Source organism: Bradyrhizobium sp. ISRA430, assembly GCF_029909975.1.
Classification (GTDB): domain Bacteria; phylum Pseudomonadota; class Alphaproteobacteria; order Rhizobiales; family Xanthobacteraceae; genus Bradyrhizobium.
On the sequence record NZ_CP094516.1, the window covers coordinates 6,095,391 to 6,114,331 of the forward strand.

Genomic DNA, 18,941 nt, shown 5'->3' on the forward strand with positions numbered 1-18,941 from the left:
AATAACTTGAAGCCCGCGTGAGCGCGGCGCGACATCACCGGCTGATCTATCTGCTGAGCGTCGCGCAGCGGCGTTTGCAGCGCTGGATGGCGTCGCAGCCCGAGAGTGAGGTGACGCCGGCGCAGGCGGGGCTGTTGTTCATCCTCGGCAAGCAGGACGGCATCCTGATGGGCGAGGCGGGTGCGGCGCTCGATCTCGGGCCGGCCGGCATTTCAGGCCTCGTCGACCGCACGGCCACGGCAAAGCTGGTCGAGCGGCGGGCCGATCGCGCGGACGGACGGGCCTGGCGCGTCTGGCTGACCCCGAAGGGCCGTACTGCGCTGGCGCAGGCCAAAGCCGCCGCGGCGGAGGTCAATGCGGCGCTGACGCAAGGATTCACCCGCGCGGAGATCGACATCGTCGCGCGCTGGCTGACGAGCATTCAGGACAAGTTTCCAAGAGATCCAGAGGAATAAGAGGAGCAGACCAATGACCGAGCATGTGCGGATCGAGAGCAACGGCGGAATTCTCACGCTGACCCTGGCGCGTCCCGACAAGAAGAACGCGCTGACAGACGCGATGTACGGCAAGCTCGCCGACACCATCGAATCCGCCGAATTCGACCCGTCGGTCCGCGTGTTGTTGATCCGCGGCGAGGGCGACATGTTCACCGCCGGCAACGATGTGGGCGAGTTCGCGGCAGTGGCCAGCGGCAAGTCCGAGGGTAGCCGCAACGTCGTGCGCTTCATCCAGTCGCTGGCGCGCTGCACCCGTCCGCTGGTCGCGGCTGTGCAGGGCCGCGCCGTCGGCGTCGGTACCACCATGCTGCTGCATTGCGACCTCGTCGTGCTCGCCGACGATACGCAATTGTCGACGCCGTTCGTCAGCCTTGCGCTGGTGCCGGAAGCCGCCTCGAGCCTGCTGATGCCGGCACGCATCGGCTACGCGCGTGCCTACGAGATGTTCGCACTCGGCGAGACCGTGCCGGCGAAGGCGGCGCTGGAATGGGGGTTGGCCAACCGGGTGGTGCCGCTCGACAGGCTCAATGCTGAAGCGCTCGCGCTGGCTCAGCGCCTGGCTCGCCAGCCGGCCGGCGCGCTGACCGCAACCAAGCGGCTGATGCGCAATGGCGAGGTGCTGATCGCGCAGATGAACGCGGAAAGCGAGCAGTTCGCGCAGCGCCTGCGCACGGCCGAGGCGCGCGAGGCTTTCACGGCGTTTGCCGAGCGCCGCCCGCCCGACTTCACGAAGGTCGCGTGAATCCGGTCTGCCCCGGAGGCAAATCGGGAGCTGTCCGCAATTCAATTAAAAGTTTAACGGAACTTTGGCATGTCGCGATGCAAGGTGGCCGCCATCGAAGCGGTGGCCCCCAGACTCATGGCAATGTTTAAGAAATCGGTAAGTACGCTCCTCCTGGTCCTGATGGCCTTGCTGGCGGTCGGAGCCCTGACCAGCACGGCGATCCAGATGGCCGGAGCCTTCGGCCGCTATCGCGACAGCCTCGAGACCGGACGCCTGGCCGCGGCCGACAAGGCGATCTTCCAGGGCGTGCTGTCACTGCGCAACAATCGCGGCGATGCCCAGAGCGCGCTGCTCGGCGACGACGATCCGCGCACCAAGCTCGGCGAAGCCGAGAAGGCCGAGCAGGCGGGTTATGAAGCGATCGCCGCGGCGCTTTCCACCATCGAGTTTGCCGGACGCGACGATCTCGCGAGCACGCTGAAGCAGCGCTGGAGCGACGCCGCGCCGCAGTTCCAGTTGTTTTATGACGAGGCAAAGCGGCCGCGCGCCGAGCGCAAGATCGAGCGCACCAGCGCCTGGTATGATGCCGTCACCAAGGTCATCGACACGGCGAACCTGGCGTCCACGGCGGTGTCGAACCGGGCCTGGACGAATGATCCCTTCATCGCCCGCATGATTCAGGTCCGCCGGCTCGCCTGGCAGGTGCGCGACCGCTACGGCATCCAGTGCTCATCTCTGCGTCCGAACATCAACACGAGCAAGCCGCTCGACGAGACCCAGAAGCAGACCGTTGCCGGCTGGAACGGCATCGTCACCGCCGGCTGGACGGGTATGGGCGAGCTTCTGGCTGCGCCTGACGTGACGGCAGAGCTGGTCAACGCGGCGAAGGACGCGCGGGCCAAGACCGACGGCGTTCTCAAGCAGATCGGCGAGCTGACCAAGAACCTCGACGGCAGCGGCCGCCCGGCGCTCCCCGCGGCGGAATGGAATGCGCTGTGCCAGTCTCCCTTCGCGCAGATCGTCGCGGTCGCGACCAAGGCCCTGGACCAGTCGATCGCGCGGGCGGAGACGGTTCAGGAGAGGGCCCTCACCAACCTCATCGTGCAGTCGTTCGCGTTTCTGCTTGCCCTGGCCGTGACCATCGCCGGCGTGTTCGTGGTGCGCAATCGCCTGGTTCGTCCGGTGCGCGCCATCCTGAATGCGATCGCGCGCATCGGCGCCCGCGATTTTGCGACTGCGGTTCCGCAGTCGAAATATCCCGACGAGTTCGGCACCATGGCAGCGGCGCTCGAAAGCCTGCGCGAGAGCGCGGCAACGGCCGAGCGTTTGGGGCAGGAGCGCGAATCGCAGCAGGCGTTGCAGCTCGCGCGTTCCGGCACCGTGGATGCCGCGTGCCGCAGCTTCGACGACACGGTGCAGGCCGTCATTCAGAGCGTCGCGGCATCGGCGAAGGAACTCGATGTGACCGCCACGGGCATGCGTTCGCTGGTCTCGGAGTCGAGCAGCCAGACCGCCGCGGTCTCCTCTGCCGCCGAGCAGGCCACCAACAATCTCGAAACCATCGCGGCCGCGACCGAAGAGCTCTCCGCCTCCGTCGGCGAAATCTCGGCACAGGTGCAGGCGAGCGCACACGAGGCGCGCCAGGCGGTGGCGCAGGCAGAGCAGACCAACGCGACGGTCGAGATCCTCGACCAGACCGCGAGCCGCATCGGCGAAGTCGTGAAGATGATCAACGCCATCGCCGGCCAGACCAATCTGCTGGCGCTGAACGCGACCATCGAGGCCGCGCGCGCCGGCGAGGCCGGCCGCGGATTCGCCGTGGTTGCCGGCGAGGTCAAGAGCCTTGCGGCGCAGACCGCGACGGCGACGGAAGAGATCTCGCGCCAGGTCGAGGAGATCCAGGGCGCGACGGGTCAGGCGGTCGCCGCCATCCGCTCCATCGGCGGTGCCATCAGCGGCATCGACGAGAAGATGACGGCGATTGCTGCGGCCGTGGAAGAGCAGCGCGCGGCCACCACCGAGATCTCGCGCAACTTCCAGCAGGCCGCGCAAGGCACCCGCGAGGTCACCGACACCATCGGCAGCGTCGCCAGCCTGAACCGTGAGACCGGCAATGCCGGAAACGTGTTGTTCGAGTCGGTCAGGAAGATGTCGGCCGATGCCGATCGTCTTCGCGTCGCGGTCGAGGGCTTCCTCGGAGCGGTGAAGACCGCATAACCCAACATCTTCTCCATTCCAACGGCGCGCGGATCGGCATTGCCGCCGGTCTCCGCGCCGAGTACATCTGTGATACCGCGCCACGGGCGCGCTGCGACAGAGTTACGAGAACATCAGGGATGGAGAGTTCGATGCCGGTCACGCCACAACCCAAGGCCCAACGCCCCTATCGCGGCGTGTTCCCGGTCGTACCCACCATCTTCGACGATCGCGGCGAGCTCGATCTCGAGGGCCAGCGCCGCTGCGTCGATTTCATGATCGACGCCGGTTCAAACGGCCTGTGCATCCTCGCCAATTTTTCCGAGCAGTTCGTGCTGACCGATGCCGAGCGGGAAACCGTGATGCATGCCGTGCTGGAGCATGTCGCGGGCCGGGTTCCCGTCATCGTCACCACCAGCCATTTCAGTTCGGCCGTCTGTGCCACGCGTAGCAAGCAGGCCGAGGCGGCGGGTGCGGCCATGGTGATGGTCATGCCGCCCTATCACGGCGCGACCTTCCGGGTGCCGGAGAAGGGTATCGTCGAATTCTTCCGCGTGCTCTCGGGCGCGATCACGATTCCCATCATGATCCAGGATGCCCCTGTGGCGGGCACGCCACTCTCGGTCGAGCTGCTCGCGCGGCTGTCGCGCGAGTTCTCCAATGTCCGTTACTTCAAGATCGAAGTGCCGTTCGCTGCCGCGAAGCTGCGGAGCCTGATCGAGGCGGGCGGCAGCGACATCGAGGGTCCGTGGGACGGCGAGGAAGCGATCACGCTGCTCGCCGACCTCGATGCCGGCGCCACCGGTGCAATGACCGGCGGCGGCTATCCCGACGGCATCCGTCAGATCATCGATCCCTATTTTGCGGGCAAGCGCGACGAGGCGAAGGCCGCTTACGAGCGCTGGTTGCCGCTGATCAACTACGAGAACCGCCAATGCGGCCTGATCGCCTGCAAGGTCATGATGCAGGCCGGCGGTGTGATCAAGTCGGATGCCGTGCGGCACCCGCTTCAACCGCTGCACCCGGCGACCCGCACGGGCTTGCTGGAACTGGCCAAAGAGCGCGATGCGCTGGCGCTGCGCTGGGGGAAGTAGGCGGGCCACTCACTCCGCTGTCGTCCGCATATCTCCCCTGTCGTCCCGGACAAGCGCAGCGAAGCGGAGCGCCGATCCGGGACCCATAACCACAGGGAGTAGTTTGGCGAAGACTGATAACCACTATCTTGCGCTGCAACTGCATGCTGGGGTTATGGGTCCCGGCCTTCGCCGGGACGACACTGAATGTAAGGCGGTCATCCACTCAGCCCTTTCGGCCGAAGGCGTCGAATTGGCGCGGTTCGGCCAGTTTTCGGCTGCTCGGCGATGACGTATTGTACGCCGGTCAGCCAGGCCCAGCGGAGCAATCTCAAGACATCGCGTAACACCTCTTCATTATACCGCTATCCCGAGCCAGGTTGGCGCAAACCGAGGAAACAGGGAGGCAGTGCCATGACGATGAGGCCGGATCCGACCTTTCACGCATCGCCCAAGCTTGCGATGGAAGCACCTGCTGAGAATTTTGCCTACACGCTGCTGCTCAGTCCGGATTTCTCAAAGCCGGATGCTCTCGCGGTCATCGACGTCAAGCCGGGATCGCCGACCTACAGCCAGATCGTCCACACCGTGACGATGCCCAACAAGGGCGATGAGTTTCATCACTTCGGCTGGAATGCCTGCTCCTCAGCACTGTCGCCGCTCGCCGGACACGCCTTCATCGAGCGGCGCTATCTCATCATCCCCGGGCTGCGCTCGTCGCGGATCTACATCATCGATACCAAGCCCGATCCGACCAAGGCCAAGATCCACAAGATCATCGAACCCGAGGAGGTCTTGAAGAAGACCGGCTACTCGCGGCCGCATACCATCCATTGCGGGCCGGACGGCATCTATGTGAGCACCTTGGGCGGCAGCGGCACCGACGGCACCAACGGGCCTCCAGGCGTCTTCATCATGGATTGCGAGACATTCGAGGTGCTTGGACGATGGGAGATCGACCGCGGTCCGCAAACGCTGCACTATGATTTCTGGTGGAACCTGCCGCGCGACTACATGGTGACGAGCGAATGGGGGTTGCCGCCGCAGTTCGAGAACGGGATCGTCCCGGAAGACCTGCTGTCGAACAAATACGGCCATCGTCTCCACTTCTGGGATCTCCGCGCCCGGCGTAACGTGCAGACCATCGATCTCGGCGCCAATCATCAGATGGCGCTGGAGGTACGGCCCGCGCACGATCCGGTTCGCGAATACGGCTTTGCCGGCGTGGTGGTCGACACCACCAATCTCGAAGGCTCGATCTGGACTTGGTGGCGCGAGGGCGGGAAATTCCATGCCGAGAAGACGGCGACCATCCCGCCGGAGCCCGCAGCCAAAGAGAAGCTTCCGCCGCTCTTGCAGGGTTTTGGTGCTGTACCGCCACTGGTGACCGACATCGATCTGTCGATGGACGACAGGTTCCTCTATGTCTCCTGTTGGGGCACCGGCGAGATGCGCCAGTACGATGTCAGCGACCCGAGAAAGCCCAAGCTTGCGGGCTCGGTGCGCACCGGAGGCATCGTGCACCGCGCGCCGCATCCGAACGGCAAGGCATATGCAGGTGGCCCGCAGATGGTCGAGATCAGCCGCGACGGCCGGCGCGTGTACTGGACCAATTCGCTCTATTCCACCTGGGACGACCAGTTCTATCCCGATGGGATGCCGGGCGTCGAAGTCATGGCCAATGTCGGCCACAACGGCGGCCTCGAGCTCGCCAAGGACTATTTCGTGAGCTTCCCCGACGGATATCGTGCGCACCAGATCAGGCTGGAGGGCGGCGATTGTTCGACGGATTCGTTTTGCTACCCGTCGGTCTAGATTGGGGGCACGCGAGCCCGGCGCTCGGCTGGCTGTGGCTCGCTCTCGTCGCGAGCGGTCTCTATCACGGCGTCAATCCGGGAATGGGATGGCCGCTCGCCGTTTCGGCAGGGCTCATGGACAAGAGTCCGCGCGCGCTCGTCCGTGCGTTGTGGGCTCTGTCGGCCGGACATCTCCTGGCAACACTTCTCGTGCTGCTGCCATTCGCGTTCCTGCTCGCGCTGGCCGAGTGGCAGCGTTCAATCCAGTTCAGTGCGAGCCTCCTCGTCATCGGCTTCGGCGTCTATCGGCTGATCGAGCGGCGCCATCCGCGGGCGCTGGCACGGATCCCGCCGACGCAGTTGGCGCTCTGGTCGTTTGCTGTCGCCATTGCTCACGGCGCGGCCTTGATGCTCGTGCCGATCTATCTCGGGCTCTGCCAGGCCTTTGAACTCGATGCCGGCCACGCGGCGGCCGGCGCGCTGATGAAGGCAAGTCTCGGGATGGCGGTGCTGGTGTCCGTGGTGCACGTTGCCGCCATGATCAGCGCCGGCGGATGCCTGGCTTGGCTGGTCTACCGCTATCTGGGACTGAGGTTCGTCTCGCGAAGCTGGTTTAATCTGGATGCAGTCTGGGCGACCAGCCTTGTCCTGGTCGGCGCCGTGGCACTCGCCTTCAATGTTGCGAGCTGGCGCTGACGGTTATCGCGTCAGAACCCACTCGCCGATGATGCGGAAGCGCGCGTTCGCATTTTCCTGCTTGAACAACGCGAGGCGATCGATTGTCAGCGTGTCGAGCTTTAACGCTGCAAACCGCGATCGCAGCATCTCGATAATCGTTCCGCGACGCTCCGCGTCCAGTCGCCCCGTCAGCGTCATGTGGAAGCGGAATTCTTCCATCACGTACGGGTAGCCCCAGCGGTCGAGATAATCGCGCTGCCGTTCGCTCAGCTTCTCGGGTTTGCGCCGCGCGCGGTCCTCCGTGGTCAGTGCTGCGCGAAAAGAGTCGAAATCGCGCGTGCAATCAGCGGCGAGCTGCTGGAGCGCGGCGACCGGCTCGGCCGGAATGACGGCAATGAAGCCGCTGATGGAATCGACAACGGGACGGATCACCGGAATGGGCCGCGCTTTCGCGGCGAACGTCGCGCAGGCGGCGGCGAGCTCGGCTTCGGTCTTTTCGGGCGCGAGTGCCATCGGCGCTTTCAGCGTGCCGTGAAAGCCGTATTTGCGAGGATCGGCGGTGACGTCGCGCCAGTCCGGCGCGACACGCCGTGCTTCCTCGGGGAAGGGCAGCTCGTTGCCGGTGTGAGCGTCATAGCCGAGCAGCTCGGCGCCAAAACGCGAGAGAGCGCTATGGGCGCTGGCTGCATGATAGATCGCGTAGCGGGGAAAACCTGTCATTGCCTGAGCATAACCGCTTTACGCCGCGACGACAGCCTCGCGCGGCGTGGCCGCGGGGCCGAGCAGCCGCGCCGCATCTGTCAGGTGCACGAGCCGCCCTGCTGCGATCACGGCGACGAGCCGCGGCCGCAGCGGTACGGTGTCGTCGACCAGGAGAATGTCGGCACGACGTCCTTCCGCCAGCGTGCCGCGATCGCCAAGGCCGGTGGCGCGTGCGGGCCCGGCGGAGACCAGATTCCAGGCTTCGGTGAGCGGCAGTATGCCATCGGCAGCGAGTCGGAACGCCGCGAGCAATTGCGCAGGATAATAATAGTCCGACGCCAGCACGGTGCAGAGCCCCTTGGCGATCATGTCGGACGCCCTGGTCCAGCCGGTGTGGCTGCCGCCGCGCACGACGTTCGGCGCACCGTAGACGATGGCGTCGCCGTTGGCGGCGGCATCCCGCGCCGTCTCCTCGTTGATCGGAAACTCGGCGATCATCGCACCCAGGGCGCGATATTCCCGGCGCATCGCCGGCGTTCCGTCGTCATGCGACAGCATCCGCACCTCGGCGGCGCGTGCCGCAGCGGCCAACCGCGAAATCGAGGCCGGCACCTCGGCGGCGCGCGAGACCACGCGATCGACCAGCCGGTCGAAGTCTTCGTTCGACAGCCCGGTGCGCTCCACCATGCGGTTGCGCTTGCGCGGCTTCGCCATGTCGGCAACGGTACCGTCCATGTGGTCGTTGAAGGCGAACAGGTCGATGCGACCCTCGGCCAGCCACTGGCCGATCTCGTCTTCGGCGTCGAGATTGTAGGTCTCGTGCCGCAGGTGGAAGCGGGTGTCGGCGGCGAATTGCGGGCGCTGGCGCTCGATCGCCTCCATCAGGCTCCTCGCATTGTCGCCGCTGCGCAGGCCCGGCTCCCACGAACAGGTCGTGGCGTGGAACACCGTGGTGATGCCGTTGCTGATCGCCTGGCGGTCGCTGTCGGCAAGCGCGACATCGATCGGGAAGTCGACGCCGGCGCGCGGCATCATCTGCCGCTCGAAGGCATCGCCATGCAGATCGACGATGCCGGGCAGGACCAGCAGGTTGCGCGCGTCGATCGCCAGCCGCGCACGGGCGCGAGGCGCATCGATCCGCGCAATGTCCTGTCCGGACACGGCAAGCGAAGTTTCGACGAGCTCGGAGCCGATCAGGGTCCGGCCACCTTCAAGGAAAATGTCTGTCACGCGACCGCGCTTCGTTTGCTGGCAGGAGAGCTCGTAAGGGAACTTGCCCGTGCTTCGTATGTCGACAGGAAATCTTCAATCCCGAGATTGCGGAAATCGGGCAGAGCTTCACGCAACTTGTCGTGATCCCAATCCCACCAGGCGAGCCTGGCGAGCCGTCCGGCGATCTCTTCCGAGAATCGCCGCCGGACGATCCGCGCCGGATTGCCGGCGACGATGGTATAGGCCGGCACGTCCTTGGTGGCGATGGCGCCGGCCGCGATCACCGCGCCGGTGCCGATGTTGCGGCCAGGCAGCACGATCGCGCCGTGACCGATCCAGACGTCGTGGCCGATATGGACATGATGCTGACGTCGCCAGTCGAAGAAATCGGCGTCGTCGCTCTCGCCCGGGAAATAAGCGCTCGAGCGATAGGTGAAATGGGCCTGCGTGGCGCGATGCATCGGATGGTTTCCGGGATTGATGCGCGTCATCGCCGCGATCGAGCAGAACTTGCCGATCGTCGTGTAGGTGATCTGCGCGTCATTCATCACGTAGGAGTAATCGCCCATCGTCACTTCGTGCAGGATCGTGCGCGCGCCGACCTCGGTATAGGCGCCGAGCCTCGTCTCGTGCAGCTTTGCCGAGGGATCGATGGTCGGTTGGACCGAAAGCACTTTGGCGACCATGTTGCATCCGAAAGATCGAGGAGGGGCGCCTGTCTTCGAGCGGCTCGATGACAATGTCATGACGCCACAATGACAGGGGATGAGGTGTGTAGGATCGCCGCACGGCAACGCGCATGTCACACAAGTGTCAAGCGTCGGCGTTAGCGGTGGCAGCCAGTTACTCTGGAGCCCTGCATGCTGGTGGTGGAAGGTCTGACGTGCCGCTTCGGCGCAAAAGCTGCGGTGGACGACGCTTCGTTTCAAATTTCCCCCGGCGGCTTCGTCGGCGTGATCGGACGTTCCGGTGCCGGCAAGTCGACCTTGCTGCGGACCATCAATCGCCTCGTGACGCCGACGCACGGACGCATCCTGTTCGAGGGCGTCGACGTCACTGCGCTGCGCGGCAAGGAGCTGCGGCAATGGCGGGCGCGATCGGCGATGATCTTCCAGCAATTCAACCTGGTCGGTCGGCTCGATGTGCTGACCAACGTGCTGATGGGACGTCTGGCCGTCATTCCCGCCTGGCGCTCGCTCGCGCAAGTGTGGCCCGAGCAAGACAGGGCGCTGGCGATGTCGGCGCTGGAGCAATTTGACATTGCCTCGCTCGCCGCCCAGCGCGCCGACCAGCTCTCCGGCGGCCAGCAGCAGCGCGTTGCGATCGCACGCGCACTGGTCCAGCAGCCCGACATCATTCTCGCCGACGAGCCGATCGCCTCGCTCGATCCGCGCAACACCAAGATCGTGATGGATGCGCTGCTCCGCATCAACAAGCACTTCGGCATCACCGTGCTCTGCAACCTGCATTCGCTCGATCTGGCGCGCACCTATTGCGACCGCCTGATCGGCATGGCGGCGGGCCGCGTGGTTTTCGACGGCGCGCCGTCCGCGCTGACCGATCACGTCGCGCGAGAGCTGTACGATCTCGAAGCCGCCGACGTCATGGGCGGCATGCCCGTGCCCGCGCCTCAAGGCGTTCCGGCGCTCGGGACTGCGGCAGCCGCCTGAGCCAGCGCCTGCGTTTTCAGTTTTGCGTCAACCGACCCCAACCGATGAAGAGGGTACCATGATCACTCGCAGATTAGTCCTTGCCGGCGCCACCATGCTGGCCTTTGCCGGATCCGCTTACGCCGATGACTGGAAGGCCAAATATCCCGAACTGACCTTCGCGGTGGTTCCGGCCGAAAACGCCTCCGGCGTCACCGAGCGCTGGACGCCCTTCGTGGAATACCTGTCGAAGCAACTCGGCGTGAAGGTCACGCTGCGCATCGCCAATGACTATGCCGCGGTGATCGAGGGCCAGCGCGCCGGCAACATCCACATCGCAAGCTACGGCTCGGCCTCGTTCGCGCGCGCTCGCCTGACCGGCGTCAAGACCGATGCCTTTGCCAACGACATCAACGCCGATGGCTCGACCGGCTACTACTCGGTGTTCTTCGTTAAAGCGAGCAGCCCGTACAAGAGCGTCGATCAGCTCAAGGGCAAGAACCTCGGCCTCGTCGACCCGAACTCGACCTCCGGTAACAACGTGCCGCGCTTCGAGCTCGACAAGATGGGCATTCCGGATGCCGACGGCTATTTCAGCAAGGTCGTGTTCACGGGCAGCCATGAGAACGCGATGCTGGCGCTGGCGCAGGGCACGGTCGACGTCGCGGCCAACCAGTGGACCAGCGACGACGATTCCACGCTGGCGCAGATGCTGACCAAGGGCATGCTGAAGAATGCCGACGGTTCGGCGATGAAGAAGGACGATTTCCGCATCATCCACAAGTCGGCGCCGATCATCAACGGGCCCTACGCCTACAACTCTGACCTGCCGGAAGACGCCAAGGCGGCGATCGCGAAGGCGTTCTTCGATGCGCCGACCAAGGACAAGGCCGCGTTCGAGCGCCTCTCCGACGGCCAGAAGAAGGGCTTTCATCCCGCGACCACCAAGGATTGGGATGGCACGATCGAGCTGATCAAGTTCGTCGATGCTCTGCGTAAGAAGAAGGCGTCCTGAGTTTTCGGGACGATGCACTGGAGCCGGGTCGAGGGACCCGGCTCCTTCTCTTTTGACGGGTCACGCTCCCTGATCAAATGACGCTCGCGGTTTCGATCCTTCCCGAACAGCAATTGGCCGCGCTCGATGCCGCCTATCGCCAGGCAGTGACGCGCAAGCGGCTTCGTCTCCTGCTTGGGATTGCACTATTCATTTCCGCTCTGGTCCTGTCAGCGATTGGCGCGGAAGTGAACCTGCGCACTCTCTTCACCTATTTCGGCAACTTCGTCAGCTATTTCGATCGCATTCTCACGCTCGACAGCGGCCAGCGCGTCTGGACCGATGTTGGCGAGTGGCTGTGGGGCTGGCGCAAATGGTTGAAGATGTTGGCGGAGACCCTGCTGATCAGCTATGTCGGCACGCTGATCGGCGCGACCCTCGCCTTTGCCCTGAACTTCGTCGCGGCGGAGAACACCTCGCCGGCGCCCTGGCTGCGCTTCGTGGTACGGCGCCTGCTCGAATTCGCTCGCACCGTCCCGGGCATCGTGTTTGCCCTGGTCTTCGTCATCGCCTTCGGCCTCGGGCCGATGGCGGGTGTGCTCGCGATCGCGATCCACTCCACCGGTGCGCTCGGCAAGCTGTTCTCGGAGATCGTCGAGAACGCCGACATGAAGCCGGTCGAGGGCATCCGCTCGACCGGCGCGAGCTGGCTCTCCTGCATGCGCTTCGCCGTCGTGCCCCAGGTGACCGCGGGCTATGCCAGCTACGCGCTGCTGCGCTTCGAGATCAACGTCCGCGAAGCCTCCGTGATGGGCTTCGTCGGCGCCGGCGGCATCGGTCAGGAGCTCGTCGTCGCAATCCGCAAGTTCTACTATTCGGACGTCAGCGCGATCCTGCTCACCATCATCGTGACGGTCTTCATCATCGACATCACGACCGGCTGGCTGCGCAGCCGCCTGTTCGGCAAGGAGGCGCGGACGTGAGCAAGCCTCAGGAGGTCGACACCGCACAGCTTCGCGCGCGCTATCCCGATGTGTTCGAGCGGCCGGCTTCGGCGCGCCTTGCGACCCCGGCGATGATTGCCGCGGCGCTCGCGCTTCTGGTGTATGGCCTCGTCGATCTCGATTTCTCGCCGTCGCGCTTCGTCGCCGGTCTCGGTCAGCTCGGCTGGATCAGCCTGATGATGATCCCGCCGGATCCCGGCTCGTCTCTGCCGATCTATCTGCAGGCGCTGGGCGAGACGTTGTCGATCGCGCTGCTCGGTACCACGCTCGCCGCGCTGTTCGCGCTTCCCGTGAGCCTGCTTGCCGCGCGGAACGTGGTGCCGTCGAATATCCTGCGCTTTCCGGTGCGGCGCTTCCTCGATTCGATCCGTGGCGTCGATACGCTGATCTGGGCGCTGGTCTGGATCAATGTCGTCGGCCTCGGTCCGTTCGCCGGCGTGCTCGCGATCGCGGTGTCGGATTTCGGCGCCTTCGGCAAGCTGTTCTCGGAGGCGATCGAGGGTGCCGACCAGAAGCAGGTCGAAGGGATCCGCGCCTCCGGCGGCAGTGCGCTGCACGAGATCAGGTTCGGCCTGATGCCGCAGGTGCTGCCGGTGATCGCCGGCCAGGTGCTCTATTTCATCGAATCGAACACGCGCTCGGCCACCATCATCGGCATCGTCGGTGCCGGCGGCATCGGCCTCCAGCTCGCCGAGCAGATCCGCGTGCTGGAATGGCAGAAGGTATCGTTCCTGATCCTGATGATCCTGGTTGCGGTCGCCGCGATCGATTTCATCTCGGGAAAACTCCGCTTCGCCATCATCGGGCGGCGGGCGGTGGCTTAGCGTGTTTTCCTTCGCCTCTCCCCGCCTGCGGGGAGAGGCCGGATTGCATCGAAGATGCCATCCGGGTGAGGGGGAGCTTCCGCGAGTCTCACTCGCACCGTTTTCGTGGATAGAGCCCCTCACCCCAACCCTCTCCCCGTAAGAACGGGGAGAGGGAGAACAGGCACTTCACCCGTTCTCCACCAGAAACTCGACGCGCTCCGCGGCAAAACGCGAGTGCTTGGTCACCAGCGGCTTGCCGTCGAGATCGAGGTCGGTTGCGTCGACCACGAGGATCGGCCGGCCGAGCGCCAGATCGAGCCGCGCGGCGTCGGTCGCATCCACGATGCCGGCCGTGATCCGGGTCGCGCCGCGGTGATAGTCGCGGACGCCGTAATGCTCGAGCAGTTTTGTCATCGAGCGCGTGGCCGCGAACACGGTTCCTGCATTCGGAAACAGCTCTGCTGACAGCCAGGTGGTGGAGACGCAGATCGGCGTGCGATCGGCGAGGCGTATAGCCTCGATCCGGACCAGCGGTGCGCCGACCTTCAGGCCGAGCTCTCGCGCCAGTTCACGCGTTGCGACGTCCTGCGACGCCCCGATCAACTGACCGCGCGGCTCGCGACCGCCGGCGCCGACGATCTCGGAGAAGCGCGTGCGCGAACGCAGCGGGTAGGCAAGGCGCTGCGCCTCGACATAGGTTCCGCTGCCGCGCTCGGCCCGCACCAGGCCGCGCTCCGCAAGTGCCGCGAGCGCGCGCCGTACGGTGTGGCGGTTCACGCGATAAGTTTCAGCGATCTCCATCTCGCCCGGCAGCTTTTCCCCGGCGGCAAAGCGGCCGTCGGCAATGCCGCGCTCGATGCCGTCGGCCACGAGGCGCCACAACGCGACGCCGGAAGAGGCGGTGTCCTGCATACTCATGTCGCCGGGCAGGCTATCCCACAAATCATACACTTGTCACGAAACAGTCATGGCCTTCCCTTATCAAGTTGTCTATTATCATAGACAACTTGAATTCGGCAAGTTCGGTGGATCCGGTGACCCAGCACAACGACCAGCAAGCCCAGCGCAAGGCCGCGATGGCCGTGCTGGCGCACGCGGAGGCGGGCGAGATCGCCGCTCGCCTCCGTACTCTCGCCCTGCCGGACCATCAGGATCTGCGCGAGGCCGAAAACGGCCTTGTGATGCTGCGCGGCCGGGTCGGCGGTGACGGTGCGCCGTTCAATCTCGGCGAAGCGACGGTGTCGCGCGCGGCGGTGCGGCTTGCGAGCGGCGAGGTCGGCTTCGGCTACACGCTGGGACGCGACCGCGAGAAGGCGAGGCTGATCGCGCTGTGTGACGCGCTGGTGCAGTCGAGGGATTTCGGTGCGGCTGTTGAGCGGGACGTCATTGCGCCGCTGCGCGAGGATCTTCTGGCACGACGCAAGAGTGTGGCGGAGGAGACCGCCGCAACGAAGGTTGATTTCTACACAATGGTGCGCGGTGAGGGATGAGGCCATGACCAGGATTGCGGAATTGCCGCCGGGGTTCGCCGACAAGGTCTTGTCGGCGCAATCGACATTTCGCTCCGTCATGGATGCGATGGCGCGTCCGGGTTCGGTCCAGCGCATCGTGCCGGCGGCGGGGACGCCTGGCGCAATGATGCGCGGCACGGCCGCGATCGCGCTGACGCTGTTCGATCACGATACGCCGCTCTGGCTTGATGCACGGATGTCGGAAAGTTCCGACACGGTGAAGTGGCTGAAGTTTCACACCGGCGCGCCGGTCGTGCAGGATTCCTCGATTGCCGCTTTCGCGCTGATCGCCGACGGTTCGGCGCTGCCGCCGCTCGAGCGCTTTGCGCTCGGCTCCAGCGAGTATCCGGATCGTTCAACCACACTGATCCTTCAAGTCGACAGCCTCGACGCGGGGCGCGCTTTCGAGCTGCGTGGCCCGGGAATCGATGGGGTTGCGACGCTCCAGGCGGCGATCCGGCCTGCCGATCTGTTCGAGCGGCTGCGCATCAACGAGGCGCTGTTCCCGCGCGGCATCGACGTGGTGCTGGTCGCGGAAGAAGCCGTGGTTGCGATCCCGCGCACCACGCGTGTCGCGAACAAGGGAAACTAGAAGCATGTATGTCGCAGTCAAAGGCGGCGAACGCGCCATCGAGAACGCCCATCGCCTGCTGGCCCATGCGCGGCGCGGCGACCGGAGCGTTCCGGAGGTCACGCTCGATCAGATATCCGAGCAGCTCGGCCTCGCCGTCGACCGCGTCATGAGCGAGGGGTCGCTCTATGACCGCGAGCTCGCGGCGCGCGCGATCAAGCAGGCGCGCGGCGATCTGATCGAGGCGATCTTCCTGGTCCGCGCCTTTCGCGCCACCCTGCCGCGCTTCGGCGCGAGCGAGCCGATCGACACCGGCGCGATGCGGGTGCAGCGGCGGGTATCATCGACCTTCAAGGACATTCCGGGCGGCCAGATTCTCGGGCCGACCTTCGACTATACGCATCGCCTGCTCGATCCGACTCTGGCAGAGGGATTTGTACCGGAGGTGCCGGCGACGGCGGAAGCGTCGCCCGCGGCCACGCCGCGTGTGACCGACATTCTGGGCCGCGACGGACTGATCGAGTCCTCGCCGCAAGCCGAAGAGGGCGCAAGCGTCGGCGATCTCACGCGCGAGCCGCTGAACTTCCCGGCCGATCGCGACCTGCGCCTGCAGAATCTGGCGCGCGGTGACGAAGGCTTTCTGCTGGCGATGGGCTATTCAACCCAGCGCGGCTACGGCCGCAACCATCCTTTCGCCGGCGAGATCCGGTTTGGCGAAGTCGAGGTCGAATTCTTCGCGGAGGACGTCGGTTTCGCGGTGCCGCTCGGCGCTATCGAACTCACCGAATGCCAGATGGTCAACCAGTTCAAGGGTTCGGCCACCGAGGCGCCGTGCTTCACCCGCGGCTATGGCCTCGCCTTCGGCCAGAGCGAGCGCAAGACCATGTCGATGGCGCTGGTCGACCGTGCGCTCCGGGCGCGCGAGCTCGGCGAGGAGGTGGGGGCGCCGGCGCAGGACGAGGAATTCGTGATGTCGCATTCGGACAACGTCCAGGCGACCGGCTTCGTCGAGCATCTGAAGCTGCCGCACTATGTCGACTTCCAGTCCGAGCTCGGCCTGCTGCGCAAGCTGCGTCAGGAATTCGCAGAGGCCAATGCGGTCGAGCCGATGAAGGAGGCCGCGGAATGAACGCGCCTGCCTACAATTTCGCCTATCTCGACGAACAAACCAAACGGATGATCCGTCGCGCGATCCTCAAGGCGATCGCAATCCCCGGCTATCAGGTGCCGTTTGCCAGCCGCGAAATGCCGATGCCCTATGGCTGGGGCACCGGCGGCGTGCAGGTGACCGCGGCGATCCTCGGTCCTCGGGACGTGCTGAAGGTGATCGACCAGGGTTCCGACGACACCACGAACGCGATCTCGATCCGCAAATTCTTCGCCAAGACCGCCGGAGTTGCCACGACGACCGCGACGGAAGATGCGACCGTGATCCAGACCCGTCACCGCATCCCCGAGGCGGCGCTGCAAGAAAATCAGGTGCTGGTCTACCAGGTGCCGATTCCCGAGCCGCTACGCTTCCTCGAGCCGCGCGAGACCGAGACGCGGCGCATGCATGCGCTCGGCGAATACGGCCTGATGCATGTGAAGCTCTACGAGGACATCGCCCGCTTCGGTCACATCGCGACCGCCTACGCCTATCCGGTGAAGGTGAACGCGCGCTATGTGATGGACCCGTCGCCGACGCCGAAATTCGACAATCCGAAGATGGATAACTGCCCGGCGCTGCAGCTCTTCGGCGCCGGCCGCGAGAAGCGCATCTATGCGATCCCGCCCTACACGCAGGTGGTATCGCTCGATTTCGAGGACCATCCGTTCGAGCCCTACCGCTTCAACGCGCCTTGCGCGCTGTGCGGGGCGGAAAATTCCTACCTCGACGAGATCGTCACCGACGACAGGGGCGGACGCATGTTCGTGTGCTCGGACACCGATTATTGCGAGGGCCGCCAGGCCGCCGGCCATCACGGCAGCCTGAGTGCCGCGCCTTACAAGGAGAGGGCGCAAGGGGGATCAAATGGTTGACCAGGAGAAGGTCGAGAACGATCAGCCGCTGCTGATCGCGGAGGCCTTGAGCAAATCCTACGGCAGGATCGCCGCCTGCCGCGACGTCTCCTTTGCGCTCTATCCGGGCGAGGTGCTGGCGATCGTCGGCGAATCCGGCTCGGGCAAGTCGACGCTGCTGCAATTGTTGTCGGGCCAGCTCGCGCCGAGCGGGGGCTGCGTGTCCTACCGGATGCGCGATGGCGTCAGGCGTGACCTTGCGACGCTTGGCGAGGCTGAGCGGCGCTTTCTGTTCCGCACCGATTGGGGCTATGTGCACCAGGATCCGGCGCAGGGCCTGCGCATGGCGGTCTCGGCCGGCGCCAATGTCGGCGAGCGGTTGATGGCGGTGGGCTGGAATCACTACGGCCGTATCCGCGACACCGCGTCCGACTGGCTGACGCGGGTCGAGATCGACGTCGCGCGCATCGACGATGCGCCGCGTACCTATTCCGGCGGCATGCGCCAGCGCCTCCAGATCGCCCGCAATCTCGTTACCGAGCCGCGCCTTGTGTTCATGGACGAGCCGACCGGCGGCCTCGACGTCTCCGTGCAGGCCCGCCTGCTCGATCTGTTGCGCAACCTCGTCGCCGAACTGCACCTCGCCGTCGTCATCGTCACCCACGATCTCGCGGTCGCGCGGCTGTTGTCGCATCGCGTGATGGTGATGAAGGGCGGCCGTGTCATCGAGACCGGCCTCACCGACCAGGTGCTCGACGATCCGCGCGAGCCCTACACCCAACTCCTCGTTTCCTCGATTCTGCCGCCATGAGCCCGCCGATGACTGCCATGATCGACATCGCCGATGCCAAGAAGACCTTTACGATGCACCTGCAAGGCGGCATCGAGCTGCCAGTGGTCCGCGGCGTGACCTTCCACGTCGATCCCGGCGAATGCGTCGTGCTGTCCGGTCCGTCCGGTGCAGGCAAGTCGTCGATCCTGAAGATGATATTCGGGAACTATCGCTGCGACTCCGGCCGCATCGGCATTCGCCACCGCGGCGGGCTGATCGACCTCGCCACCGCCGAACCGCGGCAGGTCCTCAACGTCCGCCGTTCGACCATCGGTTATGTCAGCCAGTTTCTGCGCGCGGTGCCGCGGGTTGCCACCATCGACGTCGTCGCCGAGCCCCTGATCGCTGGTGGTATGGCGCGTGCCGACGCGCAGCAGCGCGCAGGCGGCCTGCTGCATCGGCTCAACATTCCCGAACGGCTCTGGCAGCTTCCGCCGGCGACGTTTTCCGGCGGCGAGCAGCAGCGCGTCAACATCGCGCGCGGTTTCATTTCGGACCTGCCGATCCTGCTGCTCGACGAACCGACCGCCTCCCTCGATGCCGCTAATCGCGCCGTGGTAGTCGAGCTGATCGGCGAGAAGAAGCGCCGCGGCGTCGCAATGGTCGCGATTGTCCATGACGACGAGATCCGCCATTTGATCGCCGACCGCATCGTCGACGTCACCACCTTTGCCGCCGCGGCCTGAAGGACGAGA

Annotated in this window: 20 protein-coding genes; 16 read left to right on the forward strand and 4 right to left on the reverse strand. The window is 65.3% G+C overall.

Features of this window, described 5'->3' with window-relative positions:
• Nucleotides 1–86 precede the first annotated feature (86 nt).
• The 6 genes from MTX21_RS28855 (at nt 87) to MTX21_RS28880 (ending at nt 6,982) form a co-directional block, all read left to right on the forward strand.
• Complete coding sequence (locus MTX21_RS28855; RefSeq protein WP_280970825.1) at nt 87–455, forward strand: MarR family winged helix-turn-helix transcriptional regulator; 369 nt, start codon at nt 87–89, stop codon at nt 453–455.
• 13 nt (nt 456–468) lie between these two features.
• The gene (locus MTX21_RS28860) at nt 469–1,239 is read left to right on the forward strand and encodes an enoyl-CoA hydratase (RefSeq protein WP_280968021.1); all 771 of its coding nucleotides are present in this window, start codon (nt 469–471) and stop codon (nt 1,237–1,239) included.
• 117 nt (nt 1,240–1,356) lie between these two features.
• Entirely contained in the window at nt 1,357–3,438 is a 2,082-nt protein-coding gene (locus MTX21_RS28865) for a methyl-accepting chemotaxis protein (RefSeq protein WP_280968022.1), read from the forward strand.
• 131 nt (nt 3,439–3,569) lie between these two features.
• Entirely contained in the window at nt 3,570–4,511 is a 942-nt protein-coding gene (locus MTX21_RS28870; RefSeq protein WP_280968023.1) for a dihydrodipicolinate synthase family protein, read from the forward strand.
• A 393-nt stretch (nt 4,512–4,904) separates the two neighbouring features.
• Complete coding sequence (locus MTX21_RS28875; protein WP_280968024.1) at nt 4,905–6,305, forward strand: selenium-binding protein SBP56-related protein; 1,401 nt, start codon at nt 4,905–4,907, stop codon at nt 6,303–6,305.
• Nucleotides 6,306–6,388: 83 nt separating this feature from the next.
• On the forward strand, nt 6,389–6,982 hold the full coding sequence (locus MTX21_RS28880; RefSeq protein ID WP_280970826.1) for a hypothetical protein: 594 nt from the start codon (nt 6,389–6,391) through the stop codon (nt 6,980–6,982).
• Nucleotides 6,983–6,985: 3 nt separating this feature from the next.
• On the opposite strand, the gene MTX21_RS28885 is transcribed toward MTX21_RS28880, so the two are convergent.
• Genes MTX21_RS28885 through MTX21_RS28895 form a run of 3 tightly spaced genes read right to left on the reverse strand, consistent with a single transcriptional unit; the run spans nt 6,986 to nt 9,564 of the window.
• Nucleotides 6,986–7,684 carry a DUF1045 domain-containing protein gene (locus MTX21_RS28885; RefSeq protein ID WP_280968025.1) on the reverse strand — a complete coding sequence of 233 codons (699 nt, stop codon included), beginning with the start codon at nt 7,682–7,684 and terminating at the stop codon, nt 6,986–6,988.
• Between the two features lie 18 nt (nt 7,685–7,702).
• Nucleotides 7,703–8,896 carry an alpha-D-ribose 1-methylphosphonate 5-triphosphate diphosphatase gene (locus tag MTX21_RS28890; protein ID WP_280968026.1) on the reverse strand — a complete coding sequence of 398 codons (1,194 nt, stop codon included), beginning with the start codon at nt 8,894–8,896 and terminating at the stop codon, nt 7,703–7,705.
• The gene (locus tag MTX21_RS28895) at nt 8,893–9,564 is read right to left on the reverse strand and encodes a chloramphenicol acetyltransferase (protein ID WP_280968027.1); all 672 of its coding nucleotides are present in this window, start codon (nt 9,562–9,564) and stop codon (nt 8,893–8,895) included. Before MTX21_RS28895 ends, MTX21_RS28890 begins: the two co-directional genes overlap by 4 nt.
• Nucleotides 9,565–9,738: 174 nt before the next feature.
• Between MTX21_RS28895 and phnC the strand changes: the two genes are divergently transcribed.
• From phnC to phnE (MTX21_RS28915), 4 genes are all read left to right on the forward strand, one after another.
• A complete protein-coding gene (phnC, locus tag MTX21_RS28900) occupies nt 9,739–10,548 on the forward strand; it encodes a phosphonate ABC transporter ATP-binding protein (RefSeq protein ID WP_280968028.1) in 810 nt (269 codons plus the stop codon).
• 58 nt (nt 10,549–10,606) lie between these two features.
• A complete protein-coding gene (gene phnD / locus MTX21_RS28905; RefSeq protein ID WP_280968029.1) occupies nt 10,607–11,542 on the forward strand; it encodes a phosphonate ABC transporter substrate-binding protein in 936 nt (311 codons plus the stop codon).
• A gap of 77 nt (nt 11,543–11,619) precedes the next feature.
• Entirely contained in the window at nt 11,620–12,504 is an 885-nt protein-coding gene (gene phnE, locus MTX21_RS28910) for a phosphonate ABC transporter, permease protein PhnE (RefSeq protein WP_280968030.1), read from the forward strand.
• Nucleotides 12,501–13,349: a phosphonate ABC transporter, permease protein PhnE gene (gene phnE, locus MTX21_RS28915; RefSeq protein WP_280968031.1), complete on the forward strand. Its 849-nt coding sequence runs from the start codon at nt 12,501–12,503 to the stop codon at nt 13,347–13,349. The genes phnE (MTX21_RS28910) and phnE (MTX21_RS28915) overlap by 4 nt, the downstream gene beginning before the upstream one ends.
• A 168-nt stretch (nt 13,350–13,517) precedes the next feature.
• Here the strand turns inward: phnE (MTX21_RS28915) and phnF are convergent, their stop codons facing one another.
• Nucleotides 13,518–14,249 carry a phosphonate metabolism transcriptional regulator PhnF gene (gene phnF, locus MTX21_RS28920; RefSeq protein WP_280968032.1) on the reverse strand — a complete coding sequence of 244 codons (732 nt, stop codon included), beginning with the start codon at nt 14,247–14,249 and terminating at the stop codon, nt 13,518–13,520.
• Between the two features lie 107 nt (nt 14,250–14,356).
• Here phnF and phnG point away from each other — a divergent pair, with 107 nt between their 5' ends.
• The 6 genes from phnG to phnL are packed head-to-tail and all read left to right on the forward strand — an operon-like array spanning nt 14,357 to nt 18,932.
• Complete coding sequence (gene phnG, locus MTX21_RS28925) at nt 14,357–14,821, forward strand: phosphonate C-P lyase system protein PhnG (RefSeq protein WP_280968033.1); 465 nt, start codon at nt 14,357–14,359, stop codon at nt 14,819–14,821.
• Nucleotides 14,822–14,825: 4 nt separating this feature from the next.
• Nucleotides 14,826–15,434 carry a phosphonate C-P lyase system protein PhnH gene (gene phnH / locus MTX21_RS28930; RefSeq protein WP_280968034.1) on the forward strand — a complete coding sequence of 203 codons (609 nt, stop codon included), beginning with the start codon at nt 14,826–14,828 and terminating at the stop codon, nt 15,432–15,434.
• A 4-nt stretch (nt 15,435–15,438) separates the two neighbouring features.
• The gene (locus MTX21_RS28935) at nt 15,439–16,542 is read left to right on the forward strand and encodes a carbon-phosphorus lyase complex subunit PhnI (RefSeq protein ID WP_280968035.1); all 1,104 of its coding nucleotides are present in this window, start codon (nt 15,439–15,441) and stop codon (nt 16,540–16,542) included.
• Nucleotides 16,539–17,435 carry an alpha-D-ribose 1-methylphosphonate 5-phosphate C-P-lyase PhnJ gene (locus MTX21_RS28940; protein ID WP_280968036.1) on the forward strand — a complete coding sequence of 299 codons (897 nt, stop codon included), beginning with the start codon at nt 16,539–16,541 and terminating at the stop codon, nt 17,433–17,435. Before MTX21_RS28935 ends, MTX21_RS28940 begins: the two co-directional genes overlap by 4 nt.
• Entirely contained in the window at nt 17,428–18,225 is a 798-nt protein-coding gene (gene phnK / locus MTX21_RS28945; RefSeq protein WP_280968037.1) for a phosphonate C-P lyase system protein PhnK, read from the forward strand. The genes MTX21_RS28940 and phnK overlap by 8 nt, the downstream gene beginning before the upstream one ends.
• Before the next feature lie 8 nt (nt 18,226–18,233).
• Nucleotides 18,234–18,932: a phosphonate C-P lyase system protein PhnL gene (phnL, locus tag MTX21_RS28950; RefSeq protein ID WP_280968038.1), complete on the forward strand. Its 699-nt coding sequence runs from the start codon at nt 18,234–18,236 to the stop codon at nt 18,930–18,932.
• The last annotated feature ends 9 nt before the right edge of the window (nt 18,933–18,941 follow it).

Excerpts from the sequence above, each read along its gene's own strand:
- MTX21_RS28855 (WP_280970825.1), top strand. The coding sequence starts at position 87 with ATGGCGTCGCAGCCCGAGAGTGAGGTGACGCCGGCGCAGGCGGGGCTG.
- MTX21_RS28860 (WP_280968021.1), top strand. The coding sequence starts at position 469 with ATGACCGAGCATGTGCGGATCGAGAGCAACGGCGGAATTCTCACGCTG.
- MTX21_RS28865 (WP_280968022.1), top strand. The coding sequence starts at position 1,357 with ATGGCAATGTTTAAGAAATCGGTAAGTACGCTCCTCCTGGTCCTGATG.
- MTX21_RS28870 (WP_280968023.1), top strand. The coding sequence starts at position 3,570 with ATGCCGGTCACGCCACAACCCAAGGCCCAACGCCCCTATCGCGGCGTG.
- MTX21_RS28875 (WP_280968024.1), top strand. The coding sequence starts at position 4,905 with ATGACGATGAGGCCGGATCCGACCTTTCACGCATCGCCCAAGCTTGCG.
- MTX21_RS28880 (WP_280970826.1), top strand. The coding sequence starts at position 6,389 with ATGGGATGGCCGCTCGCCGTTTCGGCAGGGCTCATGGACAAGAGTCCG.
- MTX21_RS28885 (WP_280968025.1), bottom strand. The coding sequence starts at position 7,684 with ATGACAGGTTTTCCCCGCTACGCGATCTATCATGCAGCCAGCGCCCAT.
- MTX21_RS28895 (WP_280968027.1), bottom strand. The coding sequence starts at position 9,564 with ATGGTCGCCAAAGTGCTTTCGGTCCAACCGACCATCGATCCCTCGGCA.
- phnC (WP_280968028.1), top strand. The coding sequence starts at position 9,739 with ATGCTGGTGGTGGAAGGTCTGACGTGCCGCTTCGGCGCAAAAGCTGCG.
- phnD (WP_280968029.1), top strand. The coding sequence starts at position 10,607 with ATGATCACTCGCAGATTAGTCCTTGCCGGCGCCACCATGCTGGCCTTT.
- phnE (WP_280968030.1), top strand. The coding sequence starts at position 11,620 with ATGACGCTCGCGGTTTCGATCCTTCCCGAACAGCAATTGGCCGCGCTC.
- phnF (WP_280968032.1), bottom strand. The coding sequence starts at position 14,249 with ATGAGTATGCAGGACACCGCCTCTTCCGGCGTCGCGTTGTGGCGCCTC.
- phnH (WP_280968034.1), top strand. The coding sequence starts at position 14,826 with ATGACCAGGATTGCGGAATTGCCGCCGGGGTTCGCCGACAAGGTCTTG.
- MTX21_RS28935 (WP_280968035.1), top strand. The coding sequence starts at position 15,439 with ATGTATGTCGCAGTCAAAGGCGGCGAACGCGCCATCGAGAACGCCCAT.
- MTX21_RS28940 (WP_280968036.1), top strand. The coding sequence starts at position 16,539 with ATGAACGCGCCTGCCTACAATTTCGCCTATCTCGACGAACAAACCAAA.
- phnK (WP_280968037.1), top strand. The coding sequence starts at position 17,428 with ATGGTTGACCAGGAGAAGGTCGAGAACGATCAGCCGCTGCTGATCGCG.
- phnL (WP_280968038.1), top strand. The coding sequence starts at position 18,234 with ATGACTGCCATGATCGACATCGCCGATGCCAAGAAGACCTTTACGATG.